This is a genomic window from Streptomyces sp. NPDC004051 (assembly GCF_053604275.1).
The window spans coordinates 69,128-85,643 of the sequence record NZ_JBSGHG010000005.1; the positions used below are offsets into that span (position 1 = coordinate 69,128).

General features: G+C 73.5%; 13 protein-coding genes. 7 read left to right on the forward strand and 6 right to left on the reverse strand.

What is annotated here, in order from left to right:
- Positions 1–58: 58 nt before the first annotated feature.
- Positions 59–1,957, forward strand: a complete 1,899-nt coding sequence (locus tag ACWEQO_RS08595; RefSeq protein ID WP_361451913.1) for an MFS transporter — start codon at positions 59–61, stop codon at positions 1,955–1,957.
- 7 nt (positions 1,958–1,964) lie between these two features.
- Here the strand turns inward: ACWEQO_RS08595 and ACWEQO_RS08600 are convergent, their stop codons facing one another.
- Entirely contained in the window at positions 1,965–3,101 is a 1,137-nt protein-coding gene (locus ACWEQO_RS08600) for an ADP-ribosylglycohydrolase family protein (RefSeq protein ID WP_452980433.1), read from the reverse strand.
- A 219-nt stretch (positions 3,102–3,320) separates the two neighbouring features.
- Here ACWEQO_RS08600 and ACWEQO_RS08605 point away from each other — a divergent pair, with 219 nt between their 5' ends.
- From ACWEQO_RS08605 to ACWEQO_RS08615, 3 genes are all read left to right on the forward strand, one after another.
- Positions 3,321–4,133 carry a helix-turn-helix domain-containing protein gene (locus tag ACWEQO_RS08605; protein ID WP_452980749.1) on the forward strand — a complete coding sequence of 271 codons (813 nt, stop codon included), beginning with the start codon at positions 3,321–3,323 and terminating at the stop codon, positions 4,131–4,133.
- Entirely contained in the window at positions 4,130–4,351 is a 222-nt protein-coding gene (locus tag ACWEQO_RS08610) for a DUF397 domain-containing protein (protein ID WP_452980436.1), read from the forward strand. Before ACWEQO_RS08605 ends, ACWEQO_RS08610 begins: the two co-directional genes overlap by 4 nt.
- Positions 4,352–4,412: 61 nt before the next feature.
- A complete protein-coding gene (locus tag ACWEQO_RS08615) occupies positions 4,413–4,610 on the forward strand; it encodes a hypothetical protein (protein ID WP_452980439.1) in 198 nt (65 codons plus the stop codon).
- A gap of 279 nt (positions 4,611–4,889) precedes the next feature.
- Here ACWEQO_RS08615 and ACWEQO_RS08620 read toward each other — a convergent pair whose 3' ends face one another.
- From ACWEQO_RS08620 to ACWEQO_RS08630, 3 genes are all read right to left on the reverse strand, one after another.
- Entirely contained in the window at positions 4,890–5,477 is a 588-nt protein-coding gene (locus tag ACWEQO_RS08620; protein WP_361451901.1) for a hypothetical protein, read from the reverse strand.
- A gap of 106 nt (positions 5,478–5,583) precedes the next feature.
- Positions 5,584–8,169, reverse strand: coding sequence for a bifunctional FO biosynthesis protein CofGH (locus ACWEQO_RS08625; protein WP_452980442.1), 2,586 nt, complete (start codon positions 8,167–8,169; stop codon positions 5,584–5,586).
- 108 nt (positions 8,170–8,277) lie between these two features.
- Positions 8,278–9,147, reverse strand: a complete 870-nt coding sequence (locus tag ACWEQO_RS08630) for an LLM class F420-dependent oxidoreductase (RefSeq protein ID WP_361451895.1) — start codon at positions 9,145–9,147, stop codon at positions 8,278–8,280.
- A gap of 180 nt (positions 9,148–9,327) precedes the next feature.
- Between ACWEQO_RS08630 and ACWEQO_RS08635 the strand changes: the two genes are divergently transcribed.
- The 3 genes from ACWEQO_RS08635 to ACWEQO_RS08645 all read left to right on the forward strand — a co-directional run bounded on the left by ACWEQO_RS08635 (position 9,328) and on the right by ACWEQO_RS08645 (position 13,360).
- Entirely contained in the window at positions 9,328–9,723 is a 396-nt protein-coding gene (locus tag ACWEQO_RS08635) for a nitroreductase/quinone reductase family protein (RefSeq protein ID WP_361451892.1), read from the forward strand.
- Positions 9,724–9,952: 229 nt separating this feature from the next.
- Entirely contained in the window at positions 9,953–12,919 is a 2,967-nt protein-coding gene (locus ACWEQO_RS08640) for a BTAD domain-containing putative transcriptional regulator (protein WP_452980446.1), read from the forward strand.
- A 249-nt stretch (positions 12,920–13,168) separates the two neighbouring features.
- Positions 13,169–13,360, forward strand: a complete 192-nt coding sequence (locus ACWEQO_RS08645) for a hypothetical protein (RefSeq protein ID WP_361451352.1) — start codon at positions 13,169–13,171, stop codon at positions 13,358–13,360.
- A gap of 125 nt (positions 13,361–13,485) precedes the next feature.
- Here ACWEQO_RS08645 and ACWEQO_RS08650 read toward each other — a convergent pair whose 3' ends face one another.
- Positions 13,486–14,034 carry a hypothetical protein gene (locus tag ACWEQO_RS08650; RefSeq protein WP_452980449.1) on the reverse strand — a complete coding sequence of 183 codons (549 nt, stop codon included), beginning with the start codon at positions 14,032–14,034 and terminating at the stop codon, positions 13,486–13,488.
- Positions 14,035–14,086: 52 nt separating this feature from the next.
- Complete coding sequence (locus ACWEQO_RS08655) at positions 14,087–16,453, reverse strand: outer membrane protein assembly factor BamB family protein (RefSeq protein ID WP_452980452.1); 2,367 nt, start codon at positions 16,451–16,453, stop codon at positions 14,087–14,089.
- Between the last annotated feature and the right edge of the window lie 63 nt (positions 16,454–16,516).

Below are 16,516 nucleotides of genomic sequence, written 5' to 3' on the forward strand. Positions count from 1 at the left end.
CGGCCTCGACCGCCGGACGGAACGCGAACAGAAGACGGGACACGGGGAGTGCCTTCAGGTGGCCACTGCGGAGCCGACACGCGCCGACGACGCCGATCCGGGCCCGGGGCCCGGTCCGCGAATACCCGCACCGGAGGCGGACCGGCCGCCGGGCGGCGCACCCGACCCTGAGCACGGCTCCGCCCCCGCGCGGGTCTCCCGTTCCGGTGCCGCCGTCCGCGCGGTGCGGGCCCGGGTGCTACGGCATCCGGTGCTGTCCGTCACCGCTCTCGCCGGCGTGCTGCACATCGTCTGGTTCTTCACGTTCGCGAACAGCGGCGGCGACCTCGCGGCGCAGGACGCCTGGGCCGAGTTCGTCGGCCGGCACCCCGACTCCGCGTACAACCTGGCCTGGTACGGCGGTATGCACCCGGTGTCGTACAGCATGGTGTCGCCGTACCTGATGTCGCTGCTCGGGGTGCGGACGACGATGATGCTCGCGGGGACGGCGTCGGCCGCGCTGCTGACGATGCTGCTGATCCGCGGTCTGCCCGGTCTGCGCAATCCCCTGTGGGCGGCGCTCGCGGGCGTGTTCGGGCTGCTGGGCAACGCGGCCTCGGGGCGGGTGACGTTCGGGCTGGGCGTGATGTTCGGGCTGGCCGCGGTCGCCGTGGTGTTCTGCTGGCCGCACCGCTGGCGTTACAAGCGCTGGGCGAAGGCGCTGTGCGCGGCGCCGCTGGCGGCACTGGCCACGATGTCCTCACCGGTCGCGGGCCTGTTCGTGGGGCTGGTGGCGGTGGCGCTGTTCCTGCAGAAACGGCGGCCGGGGGCGTGGGCGCTGGGGCTGGGTCCGACCGCGGTGGTGGCGGTGTCGGCCTGGATGTTCCCGTTCTCGGGGACGCAGCCGATGGGGTTCGGCTCGGTGGTCCTGCCGCTGGTGTTCTCCGTCCTGGTGGCCGTCCTGGTGCCCCGGGAGTGGCTCACGGTCCGGATCACGGCCGCGGTGTACGGGCTGGGTGTGGTGCTGGTCTGGCTGGTCAGCTCGCAGATCGGCTCCAACATGACGCGGCTGGCGATGCTGTTCGCCGGGATGGCGCTGGTGGCGGCGGTGCCGTTCACGGTGCCGCGGAGCCTCAGGTGGTACGCGCTCGTCGTGGCGTCCGTCGGGTTCGTCGGGTGGATCGGCTTCAAGTCGGTCGACGACGTCGTCAACACCACGCCCGCCGCGTCCTGGGCGCGCGAGCTGGCGCCGCTGGTCAACGAGCTCCAGGAGGTCGGTGCCGAAAAGGGCCGGGTGGAGGTCGTGCCGGCGCGTTCGCACCGCGAGGCCTCGGCGCTCGCGCCGTACGTCAATCTGGCCCGGGGCTGGAACCGGCAGGCCGACATGGAGCGCAATCCGCTCTTCTACGACGACACGCTCAACTCGGCGAACTACCACGAATGGCTGAAGCGCTGGGCGGTGCACTTCGTGGTGCTGCCGAAGGACGAGCCGGACGGTGACGGCGGTCAGCGGGAGCGGGAGCTGGTGCAGCGGGGGCTGCCCTATCTGAAGCAGGTCTGGGGCGACGCGAACTGGCAGCTGTTCGAGGTGAGCGAGCCGACCCCGCTGGCCGAGCCGAACACGGTCGTGGAGCTGGCCGCGCAGGGCGGGATGACGCTGCGGGTCGAGGAGGCGGGCCGCATCCTCGTGCGCATCCCGTACTCGCCGTGGCTGAGCATCGTCGACGCGGAGGGCGACAAGCTGCAGCCGCCGCAGGAGACGGCGGAGTCCGAGGAGCGTTCCGACGGGGACGGCGCCGGGGGCGCGGAGGACGTGCCGAAGACGTACGACAACGTCAACGGCTGCCTGATGGAGACGGAGGAGGACGCCAACGGCGACCAGTGGACGGTGCTGATCGCGCCGAAGCCGGGCACCTACCGGCTGGCGGCGCCGTACACCGTGCCGCGCGGCACGCCGTGCCCGGACGAGCTGCGCTGAGGCGGGGTCAGCCGGGCAGGGAGCCCGCGACGCCCCGGGGGTAGCGCGCCAGCCAGGCCGGGGAGGAGCCGGCGGGGCCGTGCAGGGCGGGGCCCTGGGTCATCTCCATGGCGAAGTCGTCGGCGAGCTCCAGGATCGTGGGACGGCCCTCCAGCTCGGCCAGCCAGGCCGGCGGGAGGGCCGTCTCGCCGTGCAGGGCGCCCAGCAGTCCGCCGGTCAGCGCGCCGGCCACCGCGCTCGGCCCGTCCTGGTTGACGGCGAGGCACAGCCCGTGCCGTACGTCCTCCCCCACCAGGGCGCAGTACACGGCGACGGCGAGGAGGCCTTCCGCCGTGCCCGCCCCGGCGAGCCGGGTGACCCGCTCCGGGGCGGGCATCCCCTGCCGCACGGCGCCCAGGGCCTGCTGCAGGGCCTCCGACACCGGCTGGTGCCCCGGCCGGGCGGCCAGCAGCGCGAGCGCCCGCTGCACCGCCGCGTCCAGGCTCTCGTCCCGGGCCAGCCCGTGCACGATCACCGCGTACGCGCCGGCCGCGAGGCAGGCGGTCGGGTGCCCGTGGGTCTGGGCCGCGCACTCCACGGCGAGCTGGGCGACGAGCTGCGGCTCCCAGCCGACGAGCAGCCCGAAGGGCGCCGAACGGGCCGCCGCCTCGGGCCCCGCCTCACCGGGGTTCTTGGGCGACCCGGGCGTCCCCATGGTCCCGTCGCCGAGCCCCAGCAGCAGGGAGCGGGCCGGGTCCCGGCGGGCGTAGAGCCACTCCTCCCGCGCGAGCCAGCCGTCCTCCGCGCGGCGCTCGTCCGGCCCCCAGTCCCGTTGCGTGACCGCCCAGCGCAGATACGCCTGGTGCAGGTCGGTCGGCGGGTGCCAGGCGCCGGTGTCGCGCCGCACCTGCGCGCGGATCAGCCCGTCCACGGAGAACAGTGTCATCTGGGTGAGGTGCGTGACGGCTCCGCGCCGGTCGTGGGCGGGGGCGAGTCCGGTGATCCCGGCGGCGCCGTACGCCTTCTGGATCGCGTCGGCGCTCATCCCGTCCACGGGCGCGCCCAGGGCGTCCCCGAGGGCGGCCCCGAGCAGCGTCCCGCGCACCCGGCTGCGGAAGTCCTGCTGCTCGCGCCGCCCCCACACGGGCCCGGCCGTCGCGTCCACCAGACCTCCCGGGCCACCGTGCGTACGTACGACGCCAGCACTGTAACGAACGGGAGTGACCGGTTCGGCATGTGGAGGGGGGTGAGCGCAGTGACCGAAACGCCATAGTTTGACCACTATCGATCATCCGCACCCCTCCCGTCATCAACCGTCCCTACTCTCCCACTGGAGAACTACGTCACCAGGAGCAAGTAGCCGCATACGCGAGGAGACGACGTGGTGGAGGACGAGGAATCCGCGGCCGTGCTCAGGACGGTCGCACGGCAGATCAAGATGTGGCGCGAGGCCGCCGGACTGACACAGAGCGAACTCGGTGCCGCCATCGGGTACAGCGAGGAAATGGTCTCCTGCGTGGAACGCGTGCGGAGAATCCCCAAACCCGACTTCCTCGACAAGTCCGACGAGGTGCTCGGCGCGGACGGCAAGCTTTCGGCGATGAAGGGGGACGTGGAGAAGGCCAGGTACCCGAAGACGGTACGGGACCTGGCCAAGCTGGAGGACGAGGCCGTCGAGATGGGGGCTTACGCCCACGACCACATCCACGGACTGCTGCAGACGGTGGGGTACGCGCAGGCTCTCTACAGCATGCGGCAGCCCGCATACACCGAGGACGAGATCGAACGCCACGTCGCCGCACGTATGGCACGGAAGGTCGCCTTCGACCGCGTGCCCCGGACCACGATCACCTTCGTCCAGGAGGAGGTGACCCTGCACCGGCCGATCGGGGGCAGAATGGTACTTCGACAACAGCTCGAACACCTATTGGAGATCAGCGAGTTGCGGCACGTCGAGATCCAGGTGATGCCTACCGACCGAGAGGAGCACGCGGGCCTGAGCGGGTCCTTCCGGGTACTGAAGCTGCGGGACGGCAAGTCACTGGGGTACTCGGCGGGACAGATGCACAGCCGGGTCATCAGCGATCCCCGCGAGGTTCAAGTCCTGGAAATGCGCTATGGAATGATCCGGGCACAGGCTCTCTCGCCCCGGGAATCACGGACGTTCATCAAGAAGGCATGGGGAGAACAGACATGACCTCCGCCCTGAAGTGGTTCAAGAGCAGCTACAGCGGCAACGACGAGCCCGACTGCATAGAGGTCGCCATATCCCCCGTGCCCCCGGGTGGCGTTGACGCCGGTGTCACCGTCCACGTGCGTGACTCGAAGAATCGGGCCCGTGCCCGGCTCGCCGTCACGGGTGTCTCCTGGGCGGAGTTCGTCGGTTTCGCCTCGCGGCGTCGCGATGGCGTCTGATCGAGTCGCGCCGTGTCCACGCGCGCTCCACACGGCCTTTCCCTGGGCCCGCCATCTGTCGGTGGACGAGCGGAAGCAGTTCACGGCCGAACTGCTCGACGCCGTGGACGGCACTACTCGGCCGGGCCCGCACGCCGATCTTCACAGAGCCGTCGTCGAATGGCGTGCGACGGCCCGCATCCTCGCCGACCCCGAGCTCACCGCACAGCTCACCCGTCGGCTGCCGGACGAGGACTACGGCGAGGTGACCGCGCCGTGAGTCCCCGGGCGTGGCGACGACATCGCCGACCACCTTCCCGGCAGTGATGCCGGAAGAGGCGTCTCGGGGTGCCTGGAACCGGCGGCTCAGCGGCAGGTCGAGCGGGATCGGCTGGACGACCTGGTTTCCGCCTTCGAGGAGGTGCACGGGCCCGCGGCCCCGGAGGCAGTGGCGACCAAGCGCGCCCGGCTCACCGGGGAGGGTCCCGGGACGGAATCCCTCTCCTGAGCGCTGCCGGACGTCCACGCGTGGTGGCCGAGAAGGCCTGAGTTCACACGGTCATTCGACGACCCGGACCGTGGTGCCCGGGGTGCCGAAGGCCCACAGGGCCTCGCCGTCCGCCTTGCCCACGCGGATGCCGCCGGTGGTCCTGCCGTCGGGCGGCGGGGGTGAGGAGCCGTCGACGGCGTTGGAGAAGGCGATGGAGACGCCCGACTTGGCGGCGAAGTACATGATGTGCTCGACGGCGACGCCGTCGCTGCCGGTCGTGGCCTCGGTGCGGGTGCCGATCGTGTACGTGCCGGGGTCGGGGGCGACCGTGCCCGGCCAGACCTCGAAGGAGCGGCGGGGGGCGTCGCTGGCGTCCACCAGCCACACCTGCCGGTCGTCGAGGGAGTAGACGATCCGGCGGCCGGTGCCCGAGTCGGCCGGGACCGCCTCCGACTCCGCTTCCGCCTCCGCCCCGGTCTCCTTCTCCTTGGGTGCGGCGGACGGTTTCACGTCCGCCGTCGCCGAGGCGCTCGGACGGCTCGTGGACGCGGTGGGCTTCGGCCCCTGGTCCGCCTGGACGGCCAGGACCGCCACCGCGGCTATCGCCCCCGTGGTCAGCCCGGTCACCCAGGCCCACGAAGGAAGACGGGCAGGCACCGGTACGCATCTCCTCAGCTACGAGAACCCCTCAGCTCCGGGGCCCGATCATCGTACTGCGACCGGGGCGGGGCGACCGGGTGGGCCGCCCTCGTCCGCCCCGGTCTCAGTCCAGAACCGGCAGGAGGGCCGGGAGGTGGCCGTCGGAGGCCCGGGCCGCCTGCTGCCGCTCCTCGGGGACCTCGCCGTACAGGGTGGTGCGGGGTTTGGCCGGGCGGCCCGCGGCCTCGGCGACCGCGATCAGGTCCTTGACGGACTTGTAGGAGCCGTAGGAGGAGCCCGCCATGCGGGAGATGGTCTCCTCCATCAGGGTGCCGCCGAGGTCGTTGGCGCCGGAGCGGAGCATGTCCGCCGCGCCCTCCGCGCCCAGTTTGACCCAGCTGGTCTGGATGTTGGGGATGTGCGGGTGCAGCAGGAGGCGGGCCATCGCGGTGACCGCGCGGTTGTCCCGGGTGGTGGGGCCGGGGCGGGCGATGCCGGCCAGGTAGACCGGGGCGTTGGTGTGGATGAAGGGGAGCGTGACGAACTCGGTGAAGCCGCCGGTGCGTTGCTGGATGCCGGCCAGGGTGCGCAGGTGCCCGAGCCAGTGGCGGGGCTGGTCGACGTGGCCGTACATCATCGTCGAGGAGGAGCGGATGCCCAGCTCGTGGGCCGTCTCGACGACCTCGATCCAGGTGGCCGCCGGCAGCTTGCCCTTGGTCAGGATCCAGCGGACCTCGTCGTCGAGGATCTCGGCGGCCGTGCCGGGGACGGAGTCCAGGCCCGCCTCCTTGGCCGCGGTAAGCCACTCGCGGATCGACAGGCCGGTGCGGGTGGCGCCGTTGACCACCTCCATCGGGGAGAAGGCGTGCACGTGCATGCCGGGGACGCGTTCCTTGACCGCCTTCGCGATGTCGAAGTACGCGGTGCCCGGCAGGTCGGGGTGGATGCCGCCCTGCATGCAGACCTCCACCGCGCCCACCTCCCAGGCCTGCTGGGCGCGGTCGGCCACCTGCTCCAGGGAGAGCGTGTACGCGTCGGCGTCGGTGCGGCGCTGGGCGAAGGCGCAGAAACGGCAGCCGGTGTAGCAGACGTTGGTGAAGTTGATGTTGCGGGTGACGATGTAGGTGACGTCGTCGCCGACCGCCGTCTTGCGGACGTCGTCCGCGATCCGGCACAGGGCGTCCAGCGCCGGGCCGTCCGCGTGCAGCAGGGCGAGGGCCTCGTCGTCGGTCAGCCTCGTCGGGTCGTCGGCCGCCCTCGCCAGGGCCTGGCGCACGTCGGTGTCGATGCGCTCGGGCGTCATGCCGGGGACGGCGGCCTCGCGCAGGGCGTCCCAGTCGCCGTAGACCTCGTCGAAGTCGTCGCGGCGGTCGGCGGTGCGGCCCTCGGTGTCGATGGTGCGGTGCAGGTCGGTGCGGCCGACGGCGGTGAACACCTCGTCGGGCTCCTGCCAGGGGCGGCCCTCGACCACGGCGTCCGGGAGGGCGAGGCCGGTGGCGGGGTCGGCGAGCGCCGCCACGTGCGGGCGCAGCCGCGGGTCCAGCCAGGGTTCGCCGCGGGTGACGAACTCCGGGTAGACGCAGAGGCGTTCGCGCATCTCGAAACCGGCCGCCCGGGACTTCTCGGCCAGTTCCTCGATCCGCGGCCAGGGGCGTTCGGGGTTGACGTGGTCGATGGTGAGCGGGGAGACGCCGCCCCAGTCGTCGATGCCGGCCGCGATCAGCCGTCCGTACTCGGAGTCGACGAGGTTGGGCGGGGCCTGGAGGCAGGCGGAGGGGCCCAGGACGTGCCGGGCCACGGCGACCGTGGCGACCAGCGCGTCGAGTTCCGCGTCCGGCATGCCGCGCATCGCGGTGTCCGGCTTGGCGCGGAAGTTCTGGACGATCACCTCCTGGATGCCGTGGTGGGCGCGGGAGACCTTCCGCAGGGCGAACAGGGACTCGGCGCGCTCCTCGTGGGTCTCGCCGATGCCGATGAGGATGCCCGAGGTGAAGGGGACGGAGGAGCGGCCGGCGTCCTCCAGGACGCGCAGCCGCACGGCGGGTTCCTTGTCCGGGGAGCCGTGGTGCGGGCCGCCGGGCTCGGACCACAGCCGGGTCGCGGTGGTCTCCAGCATCATGCCCATCGAGGGCGCGACGGGCTTGAGCCGCTGGAAGTCGGTCCAGGTCAGCACGCCCGGGTTGAGGTGCGGGAGGAGTCCGGTCTCCTCCAGGATGCGGATGGAGATCGCGCGGACGTAGGCGATGGTGTCGTCGTAGCCGTGCGCGTCGAGCCACTCGCGCGCCTCGGGCCAGCGGTCCTCGGGCTTGTCGCCGAGGGTGATGAGGGCTTCCTTGCAGCCGAGGGCGGCGCCCTTGCGGGCGATGTCCAGCACCTCGTCCGGCGACATGAACATCCCGTGCCCGGCCCGGCGCAGCTTGCCGGGCACGGTGACGAAGGTGCAGTAGTGGCACGTGTCCCGGCACAGCCGGGTCAGCGGGACGAAGACGCTCTTGGAGTACGTGATGACCCCGGGCCGGCCCGCCGCCTCGAGACCCGCGTCCCGGACCCGGGCGGCCGAGGCGCACAGGTCCTCCAACTGCTCGCCGCGCGCCTGGAGCAGGACGGCGGCCTCGGCCACGTCGAGGGAGACGCCGTCACGGGCCCGCTTGAGGGCGCGACGCATGGAGTTCTCGGTCGGGCCGGTCCCGGGGGTCGCGGATGTCGTCATTCCTTGAGCATACGTTCGGGGTGATCAGGGCAAAGGAGGGCCGGGGCCCTCCTCCCGGCCCGGTGCTCACCGGCCGTCACGGGGACCGTCACGAGGGTCGTCACCGGGTCACCGGGTTCCCTCGCCCGTGCCGTCGACGAACGGCTGGTAGGCGTCCAGGGCCCGCAGCACCCCCGCCTCGCCCTCCGGCGGCAGCTGCACCACGACCTCCTCGATCCCGAGCTCGGCGAAGCGGGCGAGCTTGCCCGCGGTGGGCTGGACCGCGTACGGGACGACCTGGAGGGCGCCGGGATCGCGGCCGGCGTCGGTCCAGGCGGTGCGCAGCCGGGGCATCGCCTCGGACAGGCCGCGCCCGCCGATCGGCATCCAGCCGTCGGCGTACTCGCAGATGTGCGTGAACAGCTTCGGCCCGGCCATCCCGCCGACCAGCGTGCGCGGGCCGACGACGGGACCGCGCGGCTTCTGCACCGGCTTGGGGTACGCGAAGCTGGCCCGGACGCTGCCGAACTTCCCGTCGTAAGCGGTCGGTTCCTCCGCCCACAGCGACCGCATCAGGCCCATCCGGTCCCGGACCAGCTCCCGCCGGGTACGCCATTCCACCCCGTGGTCGGCGGCCTCCTCGACGTTCCAGCCGAAGCCGAGCCCGAGGGTGAACCGGCCGCCGGAGAGGTGGTCGAGGGTGGCGATCTGCTTGGCCAGGTCGATCGGGTCGTGCTGCGCGGCGAGCGTGATGCCGGTGCCGACGCCGAGCCGCTCGGTGACGGCCGCGGCCTGCGCGAGCGCCACGTAGGGGTCCAGGGTGCGGCTGTACTCCCGGGGCAGTTCGCCGCCCGCCGGGTAGGGGCTGGTCCGCTCGACGGGGATGTGCGTGTGCTCGGGCAGGTACAGCCCGGCGAAGCCGCGCTGCTCCAGCTCACGGGCGATCCGGGTCGGGGTGATCGTCTCGTCGGTGAGGAAGATCGTGACGGCGATGCGCATGAGCGGGCCTTTCGTACGCGGACGACGGACCCATCAATACCCGGGCCCGGACCTCCTGTCCATACCGACCGGTCGGGACATGGAGGCGGCCGGAACGAGCGGGGCGGCCGCTCCCCGCCGGGCGCCCCGGCCCCGTCGACCCACCCGATCTTTCCGGGGCGCCGGTAGGCTCGCCGCACCATGAGCCGTCATTCCGAACGCAAGTACCGGGCCGTCACCGCCGTCCAGCGCCGGATCGCCAATCCCCTCATGCGCCGCTCCCCGCTGCAGACCCTCCTGGAGACCACGGGCCGCGTCTCCGGCCTGCCCCGGCGCACCCCGGTGGGCGGGCGGCGGGTCGGGGACTCGTTCTGGCTGGTGTCGGAGTTCGGCGAGCGGTCCCAGTACGTGCGCAACATCCGCGCGGATCCCCGGGTGCGGGTCCGCATCCGGGGCCGCTGGCACACCGGCACCGCCCACCCGCTGCCCGAGGACGACCCGGTCGCCCGGCTGCGCGCCCTGCCGCGCATGAACAGCGCGGCGGTGCGGGCGGTGGGGTCGGGACTGCTGACGGTACGGGTCGACCTGGACGGCTGAGGCGGGCGCCGCCACCGCGGCCGTCGGCGCCCCTCCCGGCCACCTGACGAAGCGTCAACCACGGGAGCGGGTACCGGTTCCGGTGACATCGACACACGCGTGCACGCAGAAGGTGTGAGGGCCTTGTGAACCCGTGCGCGCCGCCGTGTGATCGCCGTCTCGCACGGCTGACGCACGCGTCGGGGACAAGGCAGACTGGCGTGGTTGTTCAGGATGCGAAGGGGACTCCATGGAGGGTGCACCGCGAGTGCCGGAGCAGGGGCGTCCCGGTCCGCCCACGGCGCCGCCCGAGCCGCCGGTGCTGCGCTTCGGCGTGCTCGGACCGGTGCGCGCCTGGCGCGGCGGCGAACCCGTCAGCACCGGCAGTCCTCAGCAACGCGCCTTACTCGCCGCCCTGTTGCTCCGCGGGGGCCGTACGGCCACGGCGGCCGAGCTGATCGACGCCCTGTGGGGCGAGGAGCCGCCCCCGCAGGCGCTGGCGGCGCTGCGCACGTACGCGTCCCGGCTGCGGAAGGTGCTGGACCCCGGGATCCTGGTCAGCGAGTCCGGGGGGTACGCGGTGCGCGGGCCGGGCGGGGACGCGCTGGACGTCGAGGCGGCGCAGCGGCTGGCCGCCGAGGCGGAGCGGGCGAAGCACGCCGGGGACCTGTGCACGGCCCGCACGCTGCTGGACCGCGCCCTCGCGCTCTGGGACGGCGAGACGCTGGCGGGCGTGCCGGGCCCGTACGCGCAGGCCCAGCGGGTGCGGCTGGAGGAGTGGCGCCTGCAACTCGTCGAGACCCGGCTGGACATGGACCTGGAGCAGGGCTGCCACGCGGAGGCCGTCTCGGAGCTGACGGCGCTCACGGCGGCCCACCCGCTGCGCGAACGCCTGCGCGAACTGCTGATGCTGGCGCTGTACCGCAGCGGGCGCCAGGCCGAGGCGCTGGCGGTGTACGCGGACACGCGCCGGCTGCTCGCCGACGAGCTGGGCGTGGACCCGCGGCCCGGCCTGCGGGAACTCCAGCAGCGCATCCTCCGGGCGGACCCCCACCTGGCGGAGCCCTCCTCCCCCGCACCGCCCGAGCCCGCCGCCGCCCCGGTCCGTCCCGCCCAACTGCCCGCCACCGTGCCGGACTTCACCGGACGCGCGTCCTTCGTACGCGAACTCGGCGCGATCCTCGCCTCGGCCGAGGGCCGGGTGATGGCGGTGTCCGCGCTGGCCGGGATAGGCGGCGTCGGCAAGACGACCCTCGCGGTGCACGTGGCCCACCAGGCGCGGGCCGGTTTCCCCGACGGCCAGCTCTACGTCGATCTGCAGGGCGCGGGGCAGCGGGCGGCCGAGCCCGAGGCGGTGCTCGGCGCCTTCCTGCGCGCCCTGGGCACCGCCGACTCCGCCGTCCCCGACTCGCTGGAGGAACGGGCGGCGCTGTACCGGTCCGTCCTGGACGGCCGCAGGGTGCTGGTGCTGCTGGACAACGCGCGGGACGCCGCCCAGGTGCGCCCCCTCCTGCCGGGCACGGAGGGCTGCGCGGCCCTGGTGACGTCCCGGGTGCGGATGGTGGACCTGGCCGGCGCCCACCTGGTCGACCTGGACGTGATGTCCCCGGACGAGGCGCTGGCCCTGTTCACGAAGATCGTCGGCGAGGAGCGGGTGGCGGCGGAGCGCGAGGCGGCGCTGGACACCGTGGCGGCCTGCGGTTTCCTCCCGCTGGCCATCCGGATAGCGGCCTCCCGGCTGGCGGCGCGCCGCACCTGGACCGTCTCGGTGCTGGCGGCCAAGCTCGCCGACGAACGCCGCCGCCTGGACGAGCTGCAGGCCGGCGACCTCGCCGTGAAGGCCACCTTCGAACTCGGTTACAGCCAGCTGGAGCCGGCCCAGGCCCGCGCCTTCCGCCTGCTGGGCCTGGCCGACGGCCCGGACATCTCCCTGGCGGCAGCGGCGGCCGTCCTCGACCTGCCGGCCGACGACACGGAGGACCTCCTGGAGTCCCTGGTGGACACCTCCCTGCTGGAGTCCGCGGCGCACGGCCGCTACCGCCTGCACGACCTGGTCCGCCTCTACGCGCGCGCGTGCGCCGAACGCGACGAGCACCCCCCGGGCGAGCGCACCGCCGCCCTCTCCCGCCTCCTGGACTTCTACCTGGCGACGGCGGCGGGCGTGTACGCGATCGAGCGGCCCGGGGACCGGCTGGTGGACCATCTGGCCGCCACCGACCATCCCGGGCTGCGTTTCCCCGACCGGGGGTCGGCCCGTGACTGGCTCTACACGGAGGCCAACTGCCTGCTGTCCTTCGCCCGGCAGTGCGCCGACCGGCCGGACACCCTGCGCCGCAGCATCGACCTGCTGTGGGCGGCGCTCGACCTGTCGGAGTCGGGGGCCAACTCCAAGGAGTACGAGTTCACGGCGCAGACCCTGCTGGAGGCGGCCCGCAAGAGCGGCGTCGCGCAGGTGGAGGCCCGGGCGCTGATGACGCTGGCGCACGCGCACCTCGACGGCGGCCGGTTCGACCTGGCCGACGAGGAGGCCGAGCAGGTCGTCCACCTCGCCCGGCGGGCCGAGGACCTGCTGCCCGTGTGCTGGGCGCACAACGCCCGCGGTGTGATCGCGCTCTACCAGGGCCGTACCGCGGCCGGCGAGGAACACCTCTCCCACGCCCTCACGCACTTCCGGACGCTGGGCGACCGCCCCGGTGAGGCCAGCGCGCTCTGCAACCTCTCGCGGATCCGGCTGGCCGCCGGCAGCACGGACAGCGCCGTGGCGCTCGCGCAGCAGGGCATGGAGATCTACGACGCCATGGGCAACTCCATGCGCGGTGCGAACGGCCGGTACGCGCTGGGCATGGCCCTCACCCAGAGCCACCGCCTCGTCGACGCGGCCGACCGGCTCCTCGAGGCCCTGGAGGTCTTCCGGGACAGCCGGCAGCGGCTGTGGGAGGGCATGACCCTGTTCCGTCTGGCGGAGGTCGACATCGCGGGGCAGCGCCACGCCCAGGCCGCGGCGAACGCGGAGACGGCGCTGACGGTGCTGCGCGGCATCGGCGGGCAGTGGCGGCGCGGCAACGTCCTGACGGTGCTGGGGCACGCCCTGGCCGGCGTCGGCCACACGGACCGCGCCCGGGTCTGCTGGGAGGAGGCCGTGCGCATCTACGAGGCGTTGGGCTCGCCGGAGGCCGCGGCGGTGCGCGCGCTGCTGGCCCCCGTCGAGGCCGCCTGAGCGCACGCCGGCCGGGGGCGACGGCCGGGGACGAGGGCGGATGACGGCGGCGTTCATCGTTCGTTTATCGCCGGGCGTCATCGTGGGGTCAGTCGATCCGTCGCGTCGGGGGGCAGACGGGTCGTCACCGAAGGCCGCTGTACCGGTCCACCAGGGTCGAGCGGCCGAGGGGCCCGTCCGGTCGTCCTCGGGGGAATGCCCGGGCGGGCCCCATGACGACGAACACCACACAGGGGAGACCGAAGAATCATGAGTGACGAACAGGTCGTCAAGCCGCAGGACATCCACGCCACCTCGGAGCCGCTCGACCCGAAGGCCCCCAAGGCCCCTGCGGCCGCGGACGGCGGCGCGACCACCCAGGGCGACATCCACGCCACGGACGAGCCCCTGGAGACCAAGGACATCCACGCCACGTCGGAGCCGTTCAGGCCGACCCGGTAGACCGCACCCTCACGGGGAGACAGCTGGGCCGCGACGGCGCGGAGGGGGAGCCGTCGCGGCCCAGCCGTGTGCGCACGTCCCGTCCGCCGGCCCCGTCCACGACGTGCGCGGGGCCGGCGGACGGGTCAACGGGTGGCCGGGGCGTACCGGTCGGGGTCGCAGACCGAGACCCGGGCGGCGCGTCTGCGGTCGCCGCCGACTTTCACCCGCGCGGTCGTCGTACCGTCTGCGGCCACGGTGACCTGCTGCGCCGAGGAGGTGACCGCGCGCCCTGCCCTGTCCTCGAAGTCGACGACGACGCTGAAGACGCCGTCGACGGAGTTGGGGTTGGTGACCCGGACGGTCGCGTACGGGGCCTTCTTCGAGGCGCAGCTCAGCAGTTCCACGGTCGCGTCCTGCAAGGACGAGGAGGGGCTCCCGCCGCCCGTGCCGGTGCCGTTGTTGCCGTAGTGATCGCCGTAGCCGTACTCGTCATCGTCGTAGCGGTCGCGGTGGCTTCCGCCGCCGGACTTCCGCGAGGAGTCGTGGTCCTGCGACGAACTGCTGCACCCGCCGCCGCCACCACCGCCCTTGCCGCCGCCGCCGCGGCCGCGGCCGGTCGAGAAGCCGGTGAGGGCGAGGACGACCAGCGTCGCCACCGCCGTGAGCTTGAGAGCGTTCCCCCGTGACTGCATGCCCGGCAGAGTATCCAGTTTCTGTCACGAGCACGTCACCATCTGTCGACCGTCACGTCGTACGTGCCGTGCCCGTCCCCTTCTCCGCGTCCAGGGCGTAGACGCAGCGGTCCTTGCTGCACGCGTAGACGACGCCGTCCCGGACGACCGGGGAGCCGGTGATCTCACCGCCGGTCGCCAGTTTCCATCTCAGACGTCCGTCGTCGGCCTTCAGCGTGTAGAGCAGGTGGTCGGTGGAGCCGAAGTGGATACGGCCCTCGGCGACCGCGGGGGCGCCCACGATGTCGCCGCCGGCCTGGAAGCGCCACTTGGGCGTGCCGGTGACGGCGTCCAGTGTGTAGAGGCCCTTGCCGCTGCCGACGTGGACGTGGCCCGCGGCGACCAGGACCGGCTCGATCGAGGCGCGGGCCTCGGTGGCGATGCGCCAGCGGTCGCGGCCGTCGGTGGCGTCGAGGGCGTAGACCGTGCCGAGGTAGTCGGCGAGGTAGACGCCTCCGCCGGTGACCGCCGGGCCGGGCACGAAGGTGGGCTGCGAGAGGAAGACCGCGGGCGCCTCGAAGTGCCAGCGGACGTGCCCGCCGGCGATGTCCAGGGCGAGGACGCGGGTGCCCGCGGAGACGTACACGTACCCGTCGGAGGCGTGGGTGACGCGGACCGGGACACCGCCGCAGGAGGCCGCGTCGCCGATGGGGTACGACCAGCGCTCGTCGCCGGTGCGGGCGTCCAGGGCGCGCAGACGGGCGTCCTGCCAGACGTAGACCGTGCCGTCGTGGACGGCGGGGCCGGCCTCCGGGGTCTCGAAGTCGGTCTGGCAGCCGGTGACCTCCCACAGCTTGTGGCCGGTGGAGGCCTCCCACGCCTGGACGCCGCCGCCCCGGGTGCCGGTGACGACGGTGCCGCGGTCGGCCTGGAGGGAGTACACCCAGGCGTCCGTGGACAGCCGCCACAGGTCGCCGCCCTCACGGGAGTCCAGGGCGAACAGGGTGGGGCCGTCGGACGCGTGGATACGGCCGTCGGCGACCGCCATCGACCAGGCGACGTCCCGGGTCTTGAACCGTCGGCGGCCGGTGGCCACGTCGAGGGCGTGCACCTCGAAGGAGGTGACGTAGACGAGGTCGTCGGCGACGGACGGGGTGCCCCAGACGTCGTTGGACATCCGGAAACGCCACGGCCGCCAGCCGCTCGGCTGCTCCGGAGGCAGCGGCGGCACGGGCGGCGCCGCGATCGCGGGGACGGCGGGGTCGGCGCCGTTGACGCCGGGGCGTGGCTTGGACCAGGAGGCGGCGAGGGCGGCCTCCGGCGGGGGCGCCTTGACGGCGGCGGCACGTACGTCGGCGACGCGCGGTCCGGGGCCGATGGGCACCGAGGCGCCGGCCAGCCGGACCGGACCGGTGTCGGGGGCGCCGACCGGCACCGGCGGGTGCGGCGGCGGGACCACGGGGTCGTGCGCGGGCGGGGGCGGGACCGCAGGGCGGGCGGCGCTGACGCTGCGGCCCTCCGCGGGGGCGGGACGGGCGGGCGGACGGCCGCCCCGGCGCCCCTCGATCAGGCTCACCGCCCGCTCGGGCAGCCACGCGGAGGCCGTGCCGCTGTCGTCGGAGCCGGAGCCGAACAGGTGCGGGGCGAGCTGGGACTGCAGGTCGGCGGGGCTGGGCCGGGCCTGGGCCTCCATCTGCATGCAGGACTCGATCAGCGGCCGCAGCTCGTCCGGGAGGCCCTCCAGGTCCGGGCCCTCGCGCAGCAGCATGAAGACCGTCTCGACCGGGTTCGCGCCGTGGAACGGGGCGTGCCCGGTGGCCGCGAAGACCAGCGTGGAACCGAGCGAGAACACGTCGCTGGCGCCGGTGACGCTGCGGGAGTCCTTGGCCTGCTCGGGGGACATGTAGGCGGGGGTGCCCACGGCGACGTTCGTCATCGTCAGCCGGGTGTTCGAGACACCGGAGGCGATGCCGAAGTCGATCACCCGGGGGCCGTCCTCGACGACGAGGACGTTGGACGGCTTGAGGTCGCGGTGGACGAGTCCGGCGCCGTGGATGGAGTGCAGCGCCTCCGCCACACCGGCCGCCAGCCAGCGCACCGCCTGGGCCGGCATCGGCCCGCACTCGTTCACTATCTCCTCGAGGGAGGGCGCGGGGACGTACGCGGTGGCCAGCCACGGCACGGCGGCGCGCGGATCGGCGTCCACCACTGCCGCGGTGTAGAACCCGGAGACCGCGCGGGCCGCCTCCACCTCGCGGGTGAAGCGGACGCGGAACAGCTGGTCCTCGGCCAGCTCGGTCCGGACGGTCTTGATCGCCACGCGCCGCCCGGACGCCGAGCGCGCGAGATAGACCAGCCCCATCCCGCCGGCCCCCAGCCGTCCCAGCACCTCGAACGGCCCGATACGCCGCGGATCGTGCTGCGTCAGCTGATCCACCACTTGCCTGCCACCTCCCCGTACGAGTCGCGCCACCACCTGTACGCGACCGAAGTGCAGCGTCTC